This window comes from uncultured Rikenella sp., from assembly GCF_948810725.1.
Classification (GTDB): Bacteria; Bacteroidota; Bacteroidia; order Bacteroidales; family Rikenellaceae; genus Rikenella.
The window spans coordinates 232908-251096 of record NZ_CAQIVA010000001.1; the positions used below are offsets into that span (position 1 = coordinate 232908).

Consider the following 18189-nt stretch of genomic DNA (forward strand, 5'->3'; position numbering starts at 1 on the left):
GTGATTAAAACGAGAGGACGATGTTTCGCAACGCCACCAGCCGCTCCAGCATTCCCTCCATCCGATCCAGCGCCAGCATATTGGCCCCGTCCGACAAAGCCTGTGCCGGATTCGGATGCGTCTCGACGAACAAGCCGTCCGCCCCCACCGCAATCGCCGCCCGGGCGATCGTTTCGATCATCTCCGGCTGTCCGCCCGTCACCCCGCTGCTCTGATTGGGCTGCTGCAACGAGTGGGTGATATCCACCACCACCGGAAATCCCGTCTGTTGCATGATCGGTATTCCCCGATAGTCCACCACGAGGTCGTAGTACCCGAACGAAGTACCCCGGTCAGTCAGCATCACCCGGTCGTTTCCCGTCTCGGTAATCTTCGCCGCGGCAAAAGCCATCGATTCGGGAGCCAAAAACTGCCCCTTCTTGATATTGACCCACCGTCCGGTCTCTCCGGCCGCGGTCAGCAGATCCGTCTGCCGACAGAGGAAAGCCGGAATCTGGAGCACATCCGCATACTCCGCCGCCATCGCCGCCTCCTCCGGATTATGAATGTCGGTCACCACCGGCACATGAAACTCCCGCCGCACCTTGGCCAACAGCTCCAACGCCCGGATATCGCCGATGCCGGTAAAAGAGTCCGACCGGCTGCGATTGGCTTTCCGATACGAAGCCTTGAAAATGTACGGAATTCCCAGCCGCGAGGTAATCTCCACCATCCGGCCGGCAATCTCCATAACGATCGCCTCGCTCTCCACCACACACGGCCCACCCATCAGAAAAAACATTCCCCGTTTTTTATCCTCCGTCGTAAAACCGGGAATCTCTACCCGAATATCCGCCTCGTCGGCCTTGTTCCGACAACAGTGCATGGTCATAAATGTCGCTTTTTTCTGTAAATTTAACCGTTTTCCCGCGAAATCCAAGCCTCGCGGCTAATATTTCCCGCCCCACAACTCCTCCATCCGCGCTTTCAGCTTCTCCTCAGCCGGATTTTCGCCCGGCTCCCAAAACCTCGTCCCCGAAAGCCCCTCCGGCATGAATTCCAACTCCACGAAATGGCCCGGATAGTCATGTGCATATTTATAGCCCGTCCCATATCCCGCCTTCTCCATCAGCGGGGTAGGGGCGTTCCGCAAGTGCAACGGCACCGGTCGATAGCCCTCCCGTTCGACCTGCGCCAAAGCCTTGTTGATCGCCATGTAAGCCGAGTTGCTCTTCGGCGAAGTGGCCAGGTAGATCGTCGCCTGCGCCAGCGTAATCCTCGCCTCCGGCATCCCGATGTTGTGCACCGTATTGAAACAGGCCTCAGCCAGCAACAGCGCGTTCGGATTGGCCAGCCCGATATCCTCCGAAGCCAGTATACACAAACGCCGGGCGATAAACCGCGGCTCTTCACCCCCTGCCAACATCCGTGCCAAATAGTAAATCGCCGCATTAGGATCGCTTCCCCGCACACTCTTGATAAAAGCCGAAATGACATCGTAATGCTCCTCGCCCCCCTTATCGTACCGGGCGACATTCTGTTGCAAAGCCCCCCGCACCGTCTCGTCGTTGATCACGATCGGTGCCTCTTCCTCCGCCATCCCGCACAGCATATCAACGATATTCAACAGCTTCCGCGCATCGCCGCCGCTGAAAGCGAACAATGCCCCCGTCTCTTCGATCCGAATCTCCCGCTCCTTGAGGCAGATATCCTCCTTAATCACCCGGTCAAGTAACACGCGCAAATCATCCTCTGCCAACGGTTTGAGGATATAGACCTGACACCGCGAAAGCAGCGGCCGGATCACCTCGAACGACGGATTCTCGGTCGTCGCCCCGATCAGCGTCACCACTCCCTGCTCGACAGCCCCGAGCAACGAGTCCTGCTGTGCCTTGTTGAATCGATGGATTTCATCGATGAACAGCACTGGAGGCGCCGAGTCGAAAAATCGGCTCGACTTCGCCTTCTCCAACACCTCGCGCACCTCCTTCACCCCCGCATTGATTGCACTGAGTGTAAAAAACTTACGTTCCAGCGACCGGGCCATAATCTGCGCCAGCGTCGTCTTGCCCACCCCCGGAGGCCCCCACAGAATGAAGGAGGAAAGGTTCCGCGACGCCACCAGTTTGCGCAACACCCCCTCCGGCCCGACCAGATGGGTCTGACCGATATACTGCTCCAACGTCGTGGGACGCATCCGTTCCGCTAATGGTATGCTGCTCGTCATGATATACAAAGATACTTCGGTTTCTCAAATTATTATAACTTTGGTGCGCAATAGCACCACTCCGTATGATCAAGATAGGATTGATTTCCGACACGCACGGAACGTTCGACGATAAAATCAGGCATTTTCTCGATCCGGTGAGCGAGATTTGGCATGCCGGCGACATCGGTTCGCTGGAGCTGGCCGACGAGATAGCCGCTTTCCGCCCCCTGAAAGCCGTCTACGGCAATATCGACGACCACCGCGTGCGGACCGTCTATCCGAAATTCCAGCACATCGTGTGCGAGAATCTGAGCGTCATGATGACCCATATCGGCGGCTATCCGGGCCGTTACGAGCCCGAAGCCCGGATGTGGATCGAGCGGATCCACCCCGACCTCTTCATCAGCGGCCACTCGCACATACTCAAAGTAATAAACGACAAAAAGTACCATCTATTGCATATGAATCCGGGGGCGGCCGGATATGGTTATCAGGGAATTCGCACCGCTCTGCGTTTCGCGGTCGACGGCGACCGAGTGACCGAGGTGGAGGTCGGCGAGTTCTGACGATGAGAAGATTTTTTCTATTATTAGTCGGTTTACTATTCGGCTCGATTTCAGTCGCTTTCTCCTCTTTATCAGAACCAACTCTTTCGGCGGCGGAATTGAAAATCGAACAGCAGAACATCCTGAAAAAACTCGGCAAGCGCCCCTCCCTGTTCGACCCGTGGCGCAGCGAATCGGTACGGAGCGTCGTGCTGGAGCGGGTGAAATTGAGTCCTGATAAAAAGCGGCTGGAGCTCTATTGCAATGTGGGGCTGGCACAGATCGCCATCCGACAGGAGTTGCTCGGACAATGGGCCGACGCTGTACGGGAAACTTTAGGGGCAGGGTATCAGAACTGCGACGTGCGTTTCTTCGCCTATAAAATTCCTGCCGAACGATTCATTCCCAATGCTTTCCGTCCGAAAGAGGGGCGCGATCCGAAACGGGCGAGCACGCCGATCCACATTCGCCCGCTGACCCGTCGTGCCGATCGCTCGGGGTACAGCCTCGGATTGGGCGGACGGCACATCGCCTTGTGGGGAGGCCACGGAAAATACTATCAGGAAGAGGGGGATTCCGCCTGGCTCTGGCAGCGCGCTCCGCTGTTCACCACCATCGAAGACCTCAATACACAGGAGTTCGCCTCGCGTTATCTGGCTCCGATGCTGGAGCGGGCAGGCGCAGTCGTGGTGATGGCCCGCGAACGCGATCCGCAACCTGCAGAGATCATCCTCGACAACGATGATCCGACACAGGAGGGCCGGGAAATCGACACGGTCGGCAAGTGGGAAAAAACGAATTTCGGATTTGCCGTTTCAGACACCTTAGATCACCAAAATCCATTTCGTCAAGGCACCGTATTAAAGGCCGATATCTCGGCTCAATTCAAGCCACACTTAACCTATCGTATCGCTTTAGATCGGCCGGGGAATTACGGAGTCTATGTCAGCTGGAAAGCCCTCCCCACCAACCTGACGAACGCCCGTTACACGGTCTTTCACGCCGGAGGGCAGGCCGAATTCGAAGTCAATCAGCGAATCGGCGGCTCGACGTGGGTTTGGCTGGGGCGATTCGACCTCGACAGCGCCTCGAAAATCGTACTGAGCGCACCGGAAAAGGCGACTACGGGGACACTGACCGCCGACGCCGTGAAAATCGGCGGCGGACTGGGCAACATTCGACGCGGCGGAACGACCAGCGGCGTGGCACGCTATGCCGAAGCGGCCCGCTACTGGATGCAATACAGCGGCGTACCGGACTCGATCTATGCACAGGAGACCTTATCCCCTGAAAACGAAGAGGGTAAACAGCTCGACTACATCGATAACTTCAAGGGAAACGGCGACTGGTGCAACTACATCCGCTACCAAAAAAACATCCCTCTGGATGCGGCGATCGGCCTGCACACGGACGCCGGCATCTGCGACTCGATCATCGGCACCCTCTCTATCCATTATACGAACCGGACGAAGGCGCAATACCGGAACGGAAAGAGCAAACTGGCGGCGCGCGACCTGGCCGACCTGGTACAGACCCAAATCGTGAGCGATCTGCGGACACGGCATGAGCCGCATTGGACGCGTCGCGCGATCTACGACAAAAGTTACGCTGAGATTTCGCGGCCGGATATGCCGGCCACGCTGATCGAAATGTTCTCGCACCAAAACGCCGCAGATATGGCTCTGGCAATGGATCCGACCTTCCGGTTCGACATGGCGCGAGCGATTTACAAAGGACTGTTGCGCTTTCTGGCCGACCGTTACGGCCGGCGGTATGTCGTCCAGCCGCTGCCGCCCTCGTCGCTCTATACCGAATGGGCGGGCGGCGACTCCGTGCGGATCGGATGGAGCCCCACCGTCGACCCGCTCGAAACGACAGCCGTTCCGAATCGGTACCGAGTCTATCGGCGCATCGGCAGCGACGGGGCATTCGATGAGGGTTTCGAAACACGTACGGCCCGGATCGAGTTGTCGATACCGCGGGACGGACGCGTTTACAGCTTCCGGATTACGGCCATCAATGAAGGGGGCGAGAGTTTTCCGAGCGAGATCGTGTCGGTGGGCCTGAGCCCGACGGAGCAGGGCAGGGCACTGGTGGTGAACGGCTTCACCCGGCTCAGTCCGCCGGGATTACGCCGAGACAACAAGTCGGGCAAATTGTTGGGATTCGATTTGGAGTCCGACCCGGGCGTTCCCTACCGGAACGACCTTTCGATCGTGGGGCCGCAGGTCGATTTCGACCCTTTCTCGGCTTTCGAAGAGAACGACCGACCCGGCTGGGGCGGCTCTTCCGAAACGTGGTATCCGCACGGAGCAGGCGGCAACTCCTTCGACTATCCGGCTGTGCACGGCGAAGCCTTGCTGGCTGCCGGTTACTCGTTCACGAGTTGTTCCCGAAAGGCTTTCGCCCGTCGGCAAATCCGACTCTCCGACTACCGACTGGTCGATTTGATTCTGGGTGCACAGCGGAACTATCCGAAACGCTATCGAATTTTCGACAAGCTGTTATACAATAAGTTGCAGCAGACAGCTAAAGATTCGATTCCGCTTTTGATCTCCGGCAGTTACCTCGGCTGCGATCCGGACGTTTCGGCCGAGATGCGGAAAGGCTTGGGCTACGGCCTCGCCGAAACGATCCCCAATCCGCTACCCAGACGGGCAGATCGTTACTTTACTCCGACCTTCGACCGGTTGCAGCCGACGGAGGGAGGCCATCCGATCGCTTCGGAAGATTGGCCGACGAGCGGCATGCGAAACGGGAAAACCATCCTGCTCGGCTTTCCGGTCGAATACTTGGAAAAGAACGCTTTACAAAGTTTATTTCAACACATAATCACCACGCCATGAGACTGGGACATGCCGCATTGTGGTGCGCCGATCTGGAGGCCATGCGCACCTTTTACGAAACCTATTTCAACGGGCGAAGCGGCCCGAAATACGTGAATCCGGCCAAGGGTTTCGAGTCCTATTTCATCCGCTTCGACGGCGATGCGGCACTCGAAATCATGCGGAGCACGCAAGTCGGCGAACGAGCCGCAACACCGCTTCTCGGCTGGTGCCATATCTCCTTTACCTTAGGCTCCGAGGAGGCGGTACACGCCTTAACCGAACGTTTAAGAAAGGACGGTTATCGGATTCTCTCCGAACCCCGTAGAACCGGCGACGGATTCTACGAAAGCTCGGTGGCAGACCCGGAAGGAAATCCGGTCGAAATCTGCGCTTGAACCGAACGAAAAAAAAAGCTACTTTTACAGTCGCTTAGCTGAACGATAAAAACACATGGGGGTCAAACATAAAATCCGCCTGGGCTTCACGGCCATCGGCATTCTGCTGTTTCTGTCCGGCATCATCTCGTCGCTCGAACTGGTGCGCTTCAACCGCACGACGCACAACCTGCTGGAGCGGAGCCAGAACTGTATCGAACGGTCGAAAGAGATGCTCGACGCCGTACAGGAACAAAATACGGCACTTCTGCTTCGGATCACCAACCGCAAACTGGGGGTCGTTTACGACTCCATGCTGGTCAAAAGCAACCGGGACTTCGAACAGGCCTTGCAAAGCGCGGGAGCCGATTTCCGCGACCCGTCGCAGCTGGAGAGTATCCGGACGGCGGCGCGCTACTACAACAGCATCGTCGCTCAGGCCAGCGATACGACCGACATCACCTGGTTTACGGACGTCTACAAAACCTCGTACTACAACCTGACCCACGCCATCAAAGAGTTTATCGTGCAAATCCAGCAGCGCACGATCGACTACACGGCACAACTGGAACGGAACGCCTATCGGGCTTCGATGGTCGGGATCATTGCCCTGGGCGGCGGGATTCTGCTGCTGCTCGTCTTCTATTTCATGCTGAACAGCTACTTTCTCGACCCGGTGCTTCGGATCACGCGCGCACTGAAAGGATACGTCGATTCGCGCCTGCCGTTCGCCGTGAACGTCGCCACGCAGGATGAGATCAACACCCTGCGGGAGAACATCGCCGCTCTGGTTTCGGCCCACAAAAAGATGAAACAAGACGGAGAACGATGAAATTCGGAGTCGTCATACGCTATGTCGGACTGGTGCTGCTGTTCAACGCCGCATTCATGCTGATCTCCGCCCTGATCTCGCTGTTCAACGGCCTCGACACAGGGTTCTATCCCTTGCTGGTCAGCTTCCTCATCACCTCGATCATCGGTTCGTTCCCCCTGATCTTCGTACCGAACGACAACAACCTCTCGAATAAAGAGAGCTACGTGATCGTGACGATGGCGTGGGTGATGTCTTGCCTGCTGGGCATGCTGCCTTATCTGATCTGGGGCGGCGAATTTTCCCCGACCAACGCCTGGTTCGAAAGCACATCGGGATTCACCACCACCGGAGCGACCATTTTGAGCGACGTCGAGGCGTTGCCCAAAGGCCTTTTGTTCTGGCGTGCCTCGACCCACTGGGTCGGCGGCGTGGGCGTCGTTCTCTTCGCCCTGGTGATTCTGCCCTCGATGGGGCGGATGAAGATGAGCCTGACGAGCGCCGAGATGTCGATGATGGCCAAAGACAACTTCCGGTACACCACGAAAAAGATCCTGAAAATCATCGTCTTCATCTACGCCGGACTGACCCTGTGCGAAACCGCGGCCTTGATGCTCGTCGGCATGGAGCCGTTCGACGCCGTGACCAACTCCTTCTCCACGGTCGCCACCGGCGGATTCTGTATCCGGAATCAGAGCATCATGTACTATCACAGTGTGGTGATCGAAATAATCGTCATGTTCTTCATGGTCGTCTCCGGGATACACATGGGGCTGGTCTATGCCACGATATGCGGCAAACGCAACAACATTTTCCGGTCGGAAGTCACGCGATTCTATATCCTCTCGATCGTCATCTGCACCGCCATCGTGGCGGCCGGACTGCTGATGAATCACAACTATCCGACCTTCGGCGAGGCGATCCGATACGGAACCTTTCAGGTCGTTTCGCACATCACGACGACCGGATTCGCTTCGGCCAGCGATGCCTTGTGGCCTCCGCTGGCCATTATTACCATCATCTACTGCATGATCCAGTGTTCGATGGCCGGGTCGACCTCCGGAGGGATCAAAGCCGACCGGGTGCTGCTGATGTTCAAAGCGATCCGCGCACGGATGCTGAAGCTGCAACATCCGAACGCCGTGATCCGCATCAAACAGAACGGCGTCACACAGGACGACGGCATGATCAATGCCGCCATCCTGCTGGTCGTCATCTACCTGTTGAGCGCGCTGGGAGGCACCGTGCTGCTTACGGCCATGAACCTCGACCTGCTGACCAGCTTCACCGCCGTGATCTCCAGCCTGAGCAACGTCGGGCCCGGATTCGGCAAAATCAGCAACCTCGACAACTTCGGCGCATTGCCCGCGGCAGCCAAATGGCTCCTGACGGGGCTGATGCTCTTCGGGCGTCTGGAATTTTTCGGATTCATCCATATTTTCATGCTTCGCAGTTGGAAATGACCGGAATAATATCTATTTTGCGTTTGCAACCGATGATAAAAAAGATTTCATACCGTATCGTATGTTTCGGCTGGTGTTGGCTGGCGGGAACGGGGATGGCGTGTGCCCAGGAGGTGCGGATGGCGGGATTGGCGGAGAATGCGGAATATACCCGCTTGCTGCGGGAGCAGGAGATGTTGAAGGCTTGCGAGGATTCTACCCTATCGTTGATCGAGCAGAATCGGCGGCTCTTCGAAGAGGGGAGTGATCGGGAGCGGGTCGGAGGAGAGATCGTGCGGCTGGAGAGCGAACTCTTCGACGTGCGGAGCAAGATCGGCAAGGTGGCGGCCCGGGTGACGGCGATGGAGCAGACCTACCTGATCGAACACATGGATAACGAAGGAGAGGCGGAGACGAGTGTTGTCACGGGCGAACGGACATTGTTCGACAACCCGTTTTTCGTTGAAAACCTGAGTCGGAACGACCGGACACTCTTCGGATTGAGCCCGCGAATCGAACCGGAAGTCATGAAAATCAACCGGTTGGTTTCGGGCCTGTACGACCAGCTCTTGACCGTGAAACGGCAGTACGAGGCAGCGGGCGACGAGGAGACGATCGACAGTTTGTGGAGGCGTTCCGGCGAGCTCAAAGAGCAGATCGAACAGGTCGATGCCTTGATGGAGCGGCTTTGGCTGGTGATTTACGACCGGAAACGGGACAACTATCCGGTATTGGTCGATCAGATAGGCACTCTCGACCGGTTGCAGCTCGAACAGCTCGACCGGGAGAGCCGACAGGTGCGGCGAGCCGAGGGGTGGGCCGGCGAGCAGTTGGCGCCTCTGGTGGCGACCTACCCGTTGCAAAAGCAACTGATGCTCGATTACGAAATTGCGATGGCAGAGGCTTTAGAGTTGACTGCGGCGCGGGACTCGTTAGCGACGGAGCGGGGAAAATACTCCGCCGAGAAGCTGGCGGAAGAGATGACCTACCGGGACATTCGCTTCGAACCGCGGAGTTTGGTCGTCTACGCACCGATCACCAAGGCCGGGGAGGGAGAAAGTCAGAATTATACGACCGTCGCGGATATTCCGACGCTGCATGTGCCGAAGACGGGGATTTACTACACGGTGCAAATCGCCAACTACGCCACCGCGCCGAAAAGCATCGACGTTTTCAAAGGCATGACACCGGTCATGTCGCAAAAGGCGACCAACGGACAATGGCGTTATATGGCAGGCGGTTTCGACACCTATGCGGCGGCCAGTGCAGCTGCGGCACTGATGGTTCGAGGGGGATTCCGGGCTACGGTCGTGGCTTATGTCGACGGAAAAATCACGACACCGGCGAAAGCCAAGGCGCTCGAAACGACAAAGAGCACTGCCGGCGGTGGAGAGGATAATAATAGTACGACTTCTGCCGCGGCGGGACGACAGGGGAGATTCCATATCGAAATTATTCCGGCCGAACAACGCCTCTCGACCGCAATCCGTGAGATCGTCAAGGCGCGGGCGACCGGAACGACCATTGTGCGGAGTACGGTGGGGAACGACGTGGTCTACACCATCGGAGCATTCGCCACGCGGAAAGAGGCGGAGGCAGTGATCGGCGCGTTGGGCGATCAACCGAATATCAAAATGAAAATCGTGACCTTATGACACTCTGGATCACCCTTCTGATTCTGCTCGGCCTATTGCTGTTCGTCGCGGAATTGGTTCTCCTGCCGGGCATCACGCTGGCGGCGGTGGGAGCATTCGTCTGCCTGGTGAGCGCTGCGACATGGGCTTTCGCTGGGGGAGGAGTGGTGACCGGATTCATCGTTGTCGGAATCATTGTCCTCTGTTTGAGCATATTGACCTTGCTGTTTTTACGGCCGAAGACATGGAATCGGGTTGCGCTGAAAACCAACATCGAATCGCAAGTCCAACCGGTCGAGATTGAAAAACAGGTGGAAGTGGGCGTACAGGGTTATACATTGACCCGTTTGGCGCCGATGGGAAAAGTACAGATCGGCGATACGATTTTCGAAGCGAAATCGTTGGACAGTTACGTCGATCCGCGGCGCGAAGTGATCGTAATCGGATACGACAACGCCAGCCTCGTCGTCCGACCGCTTTGACCTCCTGCAACACGTTGAAATACACAGAACAACCATATGGAAATCTCAACAACCGCCATTGTCATCGCCGCAGTTTCGATCATTCTGCTGTGGATCATTCTTTACTTCATTCCCATCGGACTTTGGTTCTCCGCCTTGGTTTCCGGCGTGCGGATCAGCCTGTTGCAACTGGTTCTGATGCGTTGGCGCAAGGTGCCGCCGGCTACGATCGTATCCGCCATGATCGAAGGGACGAAAGCCGGCCTCCATCTCAATCCAAACGAACTGGAGGCGCATTACCTGGCGGGCGGGCATGTGGCCAATGTCGTTCACGCGCTGGTTTCGGCACAAAAGGCCAATATTACACTCGATTTCAAGATGGCTACGGCTATCGATCTGGCGGGACGGGACGTATTCGAAGCGGTGCAAATGTCCGTGAATCCGAAAGTGATCAACACCCCTCCGGTGACGGCGGTAGCTAAGGACGGGATTCAGCTGATTGCCAAAGCGCGGGTGACCGTGCGGGCCAACATCAAACAGTTGGTCGGCGGAGCAGGCGAAGAGACCGTGCTGGCAAGGGTAGGAGAAGGGATCGTCTCCTCGATCGGGTCATCCGATTCGCATAAGAGCGTAATGGAGAACCCCGATTTTATCTCGCGAGTCGTATTGGAAAAGGGGCTCGACGCCGGGACGGCATTTGAAATCCTCTCCATCGACATTGCAGATATCGACGTGGGGCGGAATATCGGAGCCGTGCTTCAGATGGATCAGGCCAACGCCGACAAAAACATCGCACAGGCACGGGCGGAAGAGAAACGAGCGATGGCCGTGGCATTGGAACAGGAGATGAAGGCGAAGGCACAGGAAGCTCGTGCGAAAGTGATCGAAGCCGAAGCCGGTATTCCGATGGCCATCGCCGAAGCATTCCGGAATGGCAACCTGGGGATTATGGACTATTATAAGCTCCGTAATATTCAGGCAGATACCTCGATGCGGGAGAGCATCGGCAAGCCGGGCGATGTGAGCAAGTAATAATTTTCGTTCGACACGACGATTTTGATTTGGAAATAAGGAGTGAAAGCACTACTTTTGTCCTGCTTTCAGCGCCTTTCCAGGAGAGATGGGTGAGTGGCTGAAACCAGCAGTTTGCTAAACTGCCGTACGGAGTAATCTGTACCGGGGGTTCGAATCCCCCTCTCTCCGCAGAACCTCAAAGACAAAATGAGGTCAAGCAATAACAAATCCTGTAAGATCAAGGTCTTACAGGATTTTTCTTTTACGATATGAATAGAATTATCATCATAGGCAACGGATTTGACAAGGCACATGGTCTTGCTACCGGATATAGAGATTTTATAGACAACTATTGGATCAACGTTTCCGGTCATATATTCAACGGTTACAAACGTGAGATTGCAACAAAATGGGGAGTAATCAATGATCCATCATCTTACGAAGACGAATTTGTATTATTCGAGGTGTTCCGAGACAAACTGCATAAAACGCCGGAGCCATCATACCCTCAATCAGATTCAACCCCATACGATGAGGTTCGAGAGCTGGTTGCCATATTCAATGATAGTACTAATATGAAGTATGACGGTTCGGTTCGCCTCACTTTCAAAAATAAATTCTTCGAACATATTTCCGGTCGTTGTTCTCTCAATACCTGGGTGGACATCGAGAACGAATATTATGGAAAATTGAAAGAGTTACTTGCGGAAGACGACACAGTTATTCGGAGTGAAAAGGTGCGGGCATTGAACCGAGAGTTCGATGCCGTAAAAAAGCACCTTGAAATCTATTTGACAGAGGTAGTCCAAAAAACGCAAACCAAACAATTTCCGTCTATTCAAGAGGCATTCAACAGTATAATTGATCCGATAGAAGTTGCTGTCGGAAAACAAAAAATGTTTGTCGATTCCATATCGAGCAATATTACTACTTTTGATAAAGTTGGTGCAATTCAATTAGATAAAAAAGAAGATCTAAATTATCTTTTTTTCATTCACAGGACGAAGAGCGTAATTACTATGTCAAGAAGCATTTATCCGACAAGCATTTTCAAGAAATTCATTGCACACCTTCCAATACCTTAATCTTAAATTTCAATTACACCCAAACTGCAAAACAATTATATGCAAGAGATACCGATGAGATAATTGACATTCATGGAGCACTTAACAATGAACGTACCCCGATCATTTTCGGCTATGGCGACGAGTTGGACGATGATTACAAACGAATCGAGAAGTTACAAGACAATGACTTTCTCGAAAATATCAAGTCTGTACGCTACCATGAAACAGGCAATTACCGTCAGTTGTTGGGTTTTATTGAATCCGAGACGTATCAAGTAATTACTATGGGACATTCGTGCGGCAACTCCGATCGCACGCTGCTCAATACCTTATTCGAGCATCGCAATTGCATCTCCGTAAAAGTCTATTATCATCAGCGAGAGGATGGCACAGATGATTACAGCCAGTTGATTCGAAATCTTTCGCGCAATTTCAACGATAAACCTGCCATGCGAGACAAAGTCGTCAATAAAGAGTATTGTTTGCCTCTCGTTCCCATACCAAGAAAACATACAGAAGAATCGCTTTAAAAAATAAGTTATATCTGCAAAACAAGGAGTAGGAAATTCTTGCCCCTGTTTAATTCTACATCGTTATTGTTCCAACCCTCCGTAGAGGATGGACTCATAGAATCATTCCATTTGTCAAGTCTTTTGGGCACTAAAACGGCGGTTCGCTGTCGAACCCGCCGCCCGCCGAGGCAAACGGATCGATCGGCCCTGCACCTCCCGCAGCTCCTTCCAAAGTCGCCACACGTCCCCCCGCATCGAAATCCGAGTCGAAACCGCTCGACGCAATCGTACTGTAACCATCCATTCCGCCGCCCACGATACCACCGAAACCCGTATCGTCCCAGTCCACGAACTTCGCCTGCTCCTTCCGGAAACGCAGTTTAATCGTATCCACCGCCCCGTTCCGGTGCTTGGCCACAATAATCTCCGCCAACCCCTGCGTCGGCTGCCCGTCCTCGTCCATCGTCATCCCATAATACTCCGGCCGGTGGATAAACGCCACGATATCCGCATCTTGTTCGATCGCCCCCGACTCGCGCAAGTCCGAAAGCTGAGGACGCTTCGTCCCTCCCCGCGCTTCGACATTCCGGCTCAGCTGCGACAACGCCAGGATCGGCACGTCCAACTCCTTGGCAATCGCCTTGAGCGTCCGCGAAATCGTCGCCACCTCCTGCTCCCGGTTTCCCCGGTTATCCGTCGTCCCCACCGTCATCAGCTGCAAGTAGTCGATAATCACCAGCTCGATATTATGCTGCGCCTTGAGCCGCCGCACCTTCGAACGGAACTCGTAAATCGAAAGAGCAGGGGTGTCGTCGATAAACATCTGCGCCGCCGCCAGCGGTTTGATCGACGTTTCGAGATGTTTCCACTCGTCCGGCGAGAGGCGACCGTTCTTGATATTCTCCGACGTGAGTCCCGACTCGCCGATAATCAGACGCGTCATCAACTGTACCGAACTCATTTCCAACGAAAAGACCGCCACCGCCTTCTGATAATCCACCGAAATATTGCGCGCCATCGTCAGCACGAAAGCCGTCTTCCCCATCGCCGGCCGCGCCGCGATAATCACCAAGTCCGACGGCTGCCACCCCAGCGTCAGTCGGTCGAGATCGGTAAATCCGCTCGGAATCCCGCTCAGGCCGTCCGGTTTCTGAGCCGCCTCCTCGATTTTCTGGATCGCCTTGCTCACGATATCGCGCGCACTCTGCACATCGCGCCGGATATTGCCCTCCGCAATCACGAAGATGGCCTGCTCCGCCTGATTGATCAACTCCTCGACGTCGATCGAGTCGTCGAACGACTGCTTCTGAATCTCGGTCGAAGCCGAAATCAGCTGCCGTTGCACATACTTCTGCGCCACGATCTTGGCATGGAACTCCAGGTGGGCCGCCGACCCCACCTTCTGGGTCAGCTCTGCCAAATAGACCGGCCCGCCCACCATGGCCAACTGTCCTTTCTTCTGGAGTTGCTGGCCGACGGTGTAGAGGTCGATCGGTTCGATCCGCGCCGAGAGGTCGAGAATCGCCTGATAGATAATCTGGTGCGCCTCGCGGTAAAACGACTCGGGCACCAGAATTTCCTGAATCCCGAGAATCGCATGTTTTTCGAGCATCAACGCCCCCAATACAGCTTCTTCCAGCTCCACCGCCTGCGGAGGCGTCACACCCATCTGCTGGCTCACCGCCGTGATCGATTCGGTCGTCTTGCGCCGGGTCGCTATCTTTTTGGCTTCCGGATCTTGTTTGTATTCTGCCATGGTCTTTCGTTTCGTTTTCCAATGCCCCCCTGTCGGACTGCGGTCGGTCGTTTATACCAGAAAAAATGGGCCTTTTGCCGCTCCTTCTCCTCCCGCGTGCGCGCCACATACAACTTCTCTCCCGTGTAAGGATTCAGCCCCGTGTAGAACATCACCGAACTCAGCGTCATCGGCGTCGGCGTCAAATCCTGCACCTGTTCCAAGCGGAAATTCAGTCGTTTGGTGATCTCCGCCAGCTCCCGCATATCGCCCTCCGTACACCCCGGATGGCTCGAAATAAAGTAAGGTATCAACTGGTACGGCAGCCCCTCGCGCTCGCAAATCCCGCGGAACCGCTCGTTCAACTGCTCGAAAAGCGAGAACGACGGCTTCCGCATCAGCCCCAACACTTTGTCCGAGGTATGTTCCGGCGCCACCTTCAACCGCCCGCTCGTGTGGTACTTCACCACCTCGTCCAGGTACGGCGACCCGTCGAACAGGTCGTACCGAATCCCGCTCCCGATATAGGCGTGCTTCACCCCCTTTACGCCGCGAATCTTCCGGTAGAGCTCCAGCAACGGCCGGTGGTCGTTATCCAGGTTCGGACAGACTTTCGGAAAGATGCACGAGGGCCTCGTACACCGCCCGCACAACTCCCTGTTCCGCCCTCCCATCCGATACATATTGGCCGACGGCCCGCCGATATCCGACAGGTTGCCCCGGAAATCGGCCATCTGCGTAATGCGTTCCACCTCCCGCAGAATCGACCTCTCGCTCCGCGAAGAGACGAATTTTCCCTGATGCGCCGATATGGTGCAAAAGCTACACCCCCCGAAACATCCCCGGTGCAGATTGACCGAGTGTTTGATCATCTCATACGCCGCAATCGCCCCCTTCCCCTGATATCGCGGATGGGGCAGCCGCGTGTAAGGCAGGTCGAAACTGTGATCCATCTCGGCCTCCGTCAGGTAAGGGTAGGGCGGATTGACCACCACATACTTATCCCCTGTTTTTTCGGCCAACACCGAAGCCTCCACACGGTTCGATTCGGTTTCGATCTTCGTAAAGTTCTCGCCGAATTTTTCCGGGCTTTTCACGCAATCCTCATATGAATGTAGTTGCAAAGCCCCCTCCGGCACCGAATCCGATAAATAGGCCACCTGCGGCAAGCGCGCCAATCGTTTGAGGTTAAATCCGTTGTGCATCCGCCGCGCCAGTTCGACCATCACCCGGTCGCCCATCCCGTAGGTCAACAGATCCGCCCCGCTCTCCACCAGAAACGACGGTCGGAGCCGATCTTCCCAATAATCGTAATGGGTCAGGCGCCTGAGCGAGGCCTCGATCCCTCCGATAACGACCGGCACCCCCGGATAGAGCTCCTTCAATATCCGCGTGTAGACCAAAGTCGGGTAGTCCGGCCTTTGCCCCGCTCGACCGCCCGGCGTGTAAGCGTCGTCTGACCGCCTGCGCCGCGTAGCCGTGTAGTGGTTTACCATCGAGTCCATCGCTCCGGCCGTCACGCCGAAAAACAAGCGCGGCTTGCCCAACTTCCGGAAATCCCGCAAATCGTCCCGCCAGTTCGGCTGCGGCACGATCGCCACCCGATAGCCCTCGGCCTCCAGCAGCCGCCCGATCACCGCCGCACCGAATGCCGGATGGTCGACATACGCATCCCCGGTGAAAAGAATGACATCCAATTCTTCCCACCCGCGCGCCGCCACCTCCTTAGCCGAAGTGGGCAAAAATGCGTTCGGTGAAACCATCAATAACAAATTAGACGGTATAGAGCCCGTTTTTTTGGAAAGCGTAATCAGCCTCGATCCGTTCCGGCGCATCGGCCTCCAGCAATAGCAACAGCTCACGAGAAAACTCCAAATATCCCGTCCCGTTCGCCGTCACGATCCCTCCGTCGGCCACCGCCTGCCGCTCCACAAACCCCGCCTCGTTGGTATACCGCTCTCCGCCCCACAACTTCAACTGTTCCACCGTATTCCCCGTATGCCGCACTCCGTTCAGAAATCCATGAACCGCCAAAAACGAAGCCCCGTTGCAGATCCCCCCTACAATCTTCCCCCGCTCCCGCGCACGCTGCGCCAACTCCGCCACCCGTTCCGCCTCGGCCGACTGCCAGCCGGTGCCGCCAATCAACACCAGCGCAGCGTACTCCTCCGGCAGCGTTGCGAAATCGTAATCCGGCAACGTCCGGAAACCGCCTATTGAAACCACCGCCTCGCGCGTCGGCCCCACCACACGCGGCACGTACCGCCCGCCGCTCCGCAATCCGGCAGCCAAAAAAGCGCTCTCCCAATCGGCATACTCATTCAATAAGACCAGCAAAACCTCTTTCATGCTATTTCCATTTTTACTTTTCGTTCGGTAACAACAACGACGAATCCCCGTAACTCAGGAAACGGAATCCGTGATCCAAAGCGTATGCGTAAATCTCGCGCCAACGCTCTCCGACCAAAGCCGAAATCAGGAGCAACAGCGTACTCTGCGGCTGGTGGAAGTTGGTGATCAGGCCCCGCACCGTCCGCCACCGGTAGCCCGGCACGATCATAATCTCCGTCGCCCCCTGCAACTGCGTCAAACCCCGCTTCTGCATCCACCCGGCCAATGCCGCCAAAGGTGCAGAAGCATTCGTCAAGGTAGCCCCGTTCTCGTAAGCCTCCCACTGGCCGACCACCCGCTCCGGCTCCGCATCTCCCCGGAGCAAAACCCGCTCGCCCAACACCGCCAGCGACTCCAGCGTCCGCACCGACGTCGTCCCCACCGCTACGATCCCCGCTCCGCCAACCGCAGCCGCCAGTCGTTCGAGCGTCGCCAAATCGACCTGAAACACCTCCGTGTGCATGTGATGCTCCCGCGCATCCGCCGCCTTGACCGGCAGAAACGTCCCCGCCCCGACATGCAACGTCACCCGCTCCGTCCGAAATCCCCGCTCCGGCAACGACTCGATGATCTCCGGCGTGAAATGCAGCCCTGCCGTCGGCGCCGCCACCGATCCTTCCCACCGCGAATAGACTGTCTGATAACGCACCGTGTCGATCTCCTCGCTCTCGCGACACAAGTAGGGCGGTATCGGCGTCCGTCCCAGCAGCTCCAGCAGCTGACCGAACGTATGTTCCGAACTCCAACTAAAGCGAATAATATCCCCTCCCGGCAAGTCGGGCATACGTTCCGCCGACAAAATCCCCCCGTCGTATTCGATCGCCAAAGGCCCCTCTTTCCACTTTTTGGAGTTGCCCACGATACAGTGCCACGCACAAGAGCCCCTCACCGCAAACGCCCGTTCGTAATCCGCCGGTTCGGCCGGTTCCAGACAGAAAATTTCGATCCGCGCCCCCGTCGCTTTATGGAACAGAAGTCGCGCCCGAATCACCCGGGTATCGTTGAACACGACCGTCGCCCCGGCCGGCAGAAAATCGGCGACCTGCCGAAAAACGCTTTCGCCGACCGCCCCCCCGCGGTAGAGCAAAAGTTTGGAATCCGCCCGCTCCGCCAGCGGAAAACGGGCGATCCGTTCGTCCGGCAGCGGATAATCGAATTCCGAAATGGCTATTGCCTTCTCCATCAAA

At 56.1% G+C, this 18189-nt stretch carries 16 protein-coding genes and 1 tRNA gene; 11 read left to right on the top strand and 6 right to left on the bottom strand.

The genetic code is table 11. From position 1 onward, the window contains the following. Positions 1–4: 4 nt before the first annotated feature. The gene (gene kdsA, locus Q9S52_RS01165) at positions 5–781 is read right to left on the bottom strand and encodes a 3-deoxy-8-phosphooctulonate synthase (RefSeq protein ID WP_304707993.1); all 777 of its coding nucleotides are present in this window, start codon (positions 779–781) and stop codon (positions 5–7) included. A 147-nt stretch (positions 782–928) separates the two neighbouring features. After that, positions 929–2206 (bottom strand): replication-associated recombination protein A, encoded by a 1278-nt coding sequence (locus Q9S52_RS01170; RefSeq protein ID WP_304707994.1) that lies wholly within the window; start codon positions 2204–2206, stop codon positions 929–931. 65 nt (positions 2207–2271) lie between these two features. Here Q9S52_RS01170 and Q9S52_RS01175 point away from each other — a divergent pair, with 65 nt between their 5' ends. The 11 genes from Q9S52_RS01175 to Q9S52_RS01225 all read left to right on the top strand — a co-directional run bounded on the left by Q9S52_RS01175 (position 2272) and on the right by Q9S52_RS01225 (position 12894). Further along, a complete protein-coding gene (locus tag Q9S52_RS01175) occupies positions 2272–2754 on the top strand; it encodes a metallophosphoesterase (RefSeq protein ID WP_297624950.1) in 483 nt (160 codons plus the stop codon). A gap of 98 nt (positions 2755–2852) precedes the next feature. Further along, on the top strand, positions 2853–5579 hold the full coding sequence (locus tag Q9S52_RS01180) for an N-acetylmuramoyl-L-alanine amidase (RefSeq protein WP_304707841.1): 2727 nt from the start codon (positions 2853–2855) through the stop codon (positions 5577–5579). Continuing rightward, a complete protein-coding gene (locus Q9S52_RS01185) occupies positions 5576–5956 on the top strand; it encodes a VOC family protein (RefSeq protein WP_304707843.1) in 381 nt (126 codons plus the stop codon). The genes Q9S52_RS01180 and Q9S52_RS01185 overlap by 4 nt, the downstream gene beginning before the upstream one ends. A 55-nt stretch (positions 5957–6011) precedes the next feature. Further along, positions 6012–6767: a hypothetical protein gene (locus Q9S52_RS01190; RefSeq protein WP_294591399.1), complete on the top strand. Its 756-nt coding sequence runs from the start codon at positions 6012–6014 to the stop codon at positions 6765–6767. Further along, positions 6764–8209, top strand: coding sequence for a TrkH family potassium uptake protein (locus tag Q9S52_RS01195; protein ID WP_297624959.1), 1446 nt, complete (start codon positions 6764–6766; stop codon positions 8207–8209). Before Q9S52_RS01190 ends, Q9S52_RS01195 begins: the two co-directional genes overlap by 4 nt. 32 nt (positions 8210–8241) lie before the next feature. Further along, positions 8242–9843, top strand: coding sequence for a hypothetical protein (locus Q9S52_RS01200; RefSeq protein ID WP_304707848.1), 1602 nt, complete (start codon positions 8242–8244; stop codon positions 9841–9843). Beyond that, complete coding sequence (locus Q9S52_RS01205; protein ID WP_297624965.1) at positions 9840–10304, top strand: NfeD family protein; 465 nt, start codon at positions 9840–9842, stop codon at positions 10302–10304. Before Q9S52_RS01200 ends, Q9S52_RS01205 begins: the two co-directional genes overlap by 4 nt. Before the next feature lie 36 nt (positions 10305–10340). After that, positions 10341–11315 (top strand): flotillin-like protein FloA, encoded by a 975-nt coding sequence (gene floA, locus Q9S52_RS01210; protein WP_297624968.1) that lies wholly within the window; start codon positions 10341–10343, stop codon positions 11313–11315. A gap of 82 nt (positions 11316–11397) precedes the next feature. Then, positions 11398–11486, top strand: a tRNA-Ser gene (locus Q9S52_RS01215). Between the two features lie 80 nt (positions 11487–11566). Continuing rightward, positions 11567–12382 (top strand): AbiH family protein, encoded by an 816-nt coding sequence (locus Q9S52_RS01220; protein ID WP_304707852.1) that lies wholly within the window; start codon positions 11567–11569, stop codon positions 12380–12382. Further along, positions 12355–12894 carry an AbiH family protein gene (locus tag Q9S52_RS01225; RefSeq protein ID WP_304707995.1) on the top strand — a complete coding sequence of 180 codons (540 nt, stop codon included), beginning with the start codon at positions 12355–12357 and terminating at the stop codon, positions 12892–12894. Before Q9S52_RS01220 ends, Q9S52_RS01225 begins: the two co-directional genes overlap by 28 nt. 130 nt (positions 12895–13024) lie before the next feature. On the opposite strand, the gene dnaB is transcribed toward Q9S52_RS01225, so the two are convergent. Genes dnaB through Q9S52_RS01245 form a run of 4 tightly spaced genes read right to left on the bottom strand, consistent with a single transcriptional unit; the run spans position 13025 to position 18185 of the window. Further along, positions 13025–14632, bottom strand: a complete 1608-nt coding sequence (gene dnaB / locus Q9S52_RS01230; RefSeq protein ID WP_370648980.1) for a replicative DNA helicase — start codon at positions 14630–14632, stop codon at positions 13025–13027. Beyond that, positions 14593–16374 carry a YgiQ family radical SAM protein gene (locus tag Q9S52_RS01235; protein WP_304707854.1) on the bottom strand — a complete coding sequence of 594 codons (1782 nt, stop codon included), beginning with the start codon at positions 16372–16374 and terminating at the stop codon, positions 14593–14595. Before Q9S52_RS01235 ends, dnaB begins: the two co-directional genes overlap by 40 nt. Before the next feature lie 10 nt (positions 16375–16384). Beyond that, positions 16385–16960 (bottom strand): DJ-1/PfpI family protein, encoded by a 576-nt coding sequence (locus Q9S52_RS01240; protein WP_304707855.1) that lies wholly within the window; start codon positions 16958–16960, stop codon positions 16385–16387. A gap of 13 nt (positions 16961–16973) precedes the next feature. Further along, complete coding sequence (locus Q9S52_RS01245) at positions 16974–18185, bottom strand: S-adenosylmethionine:tRNA ribosyltransferase-isomerase (protein WP_304707857.1); 1212 nt, start codon at positions 18183–18185, stop codon at positions 16974–16976. Positions 18186–18189: the final 4 nt, after the last annotated feature.

What these genes read in the sequence shown, in the direction of transcription:
- Q9S52_RS01190 (WP_294591399.1), top strand. Translation starts at nt 6,012, where the DNA reads ATGGGGGTCAAACATAAAATCCGCCTGGGCTTCACGGCCATCGGCATT.
- Q9S52_RS01220 (WP_304707852.1), top strand. Translation starts at nt 11,567, where the DNA reads ATGAATAGAATTATCATCATAGGCAACGGATTTGACAAGGCACATGGT.
- Q9S52_RS01185 (WP_304707843.1), top strand. Translation starts at nt 5,576, where the DNA reads ATGAGACTGGGACATGCCGCATTGTGGTGCGCCGATCTGGAGGCCATG.
- floA (WP_297624968.1), top strand. Translation starts at nt 10,341, where the DNA reads ATGGAAATCTCAACAACCGCCATTGTCATCGCCGCAGTTTCGATCATT.
- Q9S52_RS01195 (WP_297624959.1), top strand. Translation starts at nt 6,764, where the DNA reads ATGAAATTCGGAGTCGTCATACGCTATGTCGGACTGGTGCTGCTGTTC.
- Q9S52_RS01205 (WP_297624965.1), top strand. Translation starts at nt 9,840, where the DNA reads ATGACACTCTGGATCACCCTTCTGATTCTGCTCGGCCTATTGCTGTTC.
- kdsA (WP_304707993.1), bottom strand. Translation starts at nt 781, where the DNA reads ATGTTTTTTCTGATGGGTGGGCCGTGTGTGGTGGAGAGCGAGGCGATC.
- Q9S52_RS01175 (WP_297624950.1), top strand. Translation starts at nt 2,272, where the DNA reads ATGATCAAGATAGGATTGATTTCCGACACGCACGGAACGTTCGACGAT.
- Q9S52_RS01170 (WP_304707994.1), bottom strand. Translation starts at nt 2,206, where the DNA reads ATGACGAGCAGCATACCATTAGCGGAACGGATGCGTCCCACGACGTTG.
- Q9S52_RS01240 (WP_304707855.1), bottom strand. Translation starts at nt 16,960, where the DNA reads ATGAAAGAGGTTTTGCTGGTCTTATTGAATGAGTATGCCGATTGGGAG.
- Q9S52_RS01245 (WP_304707857.1), bottom strand. Translation starts at nt 18,185, where the DNA reads ATGGAGAAGGCAATAGCCATTTCGGAATTCGATTATCCGCTGCCGGAC.
- Q9S52_RS01200 (WP_304707848.1), top strand. Translation starts at nt 8,242, where the DNA reads ATGATAAAAAAGATTTCATACCGTATCGTATGTTTCGGCTGGTGTTGG.
- dnaB (WP_370648980.1), bottom strand. Translation starts at nt 14,632, where the DNA reads ATGGCAGAATACAAACAAGATCCGGAAGCCAAAAAGATAGCGACCCGG.
- Q9S52_RS01235 (WP_304707854.1), bottom strand. Translation starts at nt 16,374, where the DNA reads ATGGTTTCACCGAACGCATTTTTGCCCACTTCGGCTAAGGAGGTGGCG.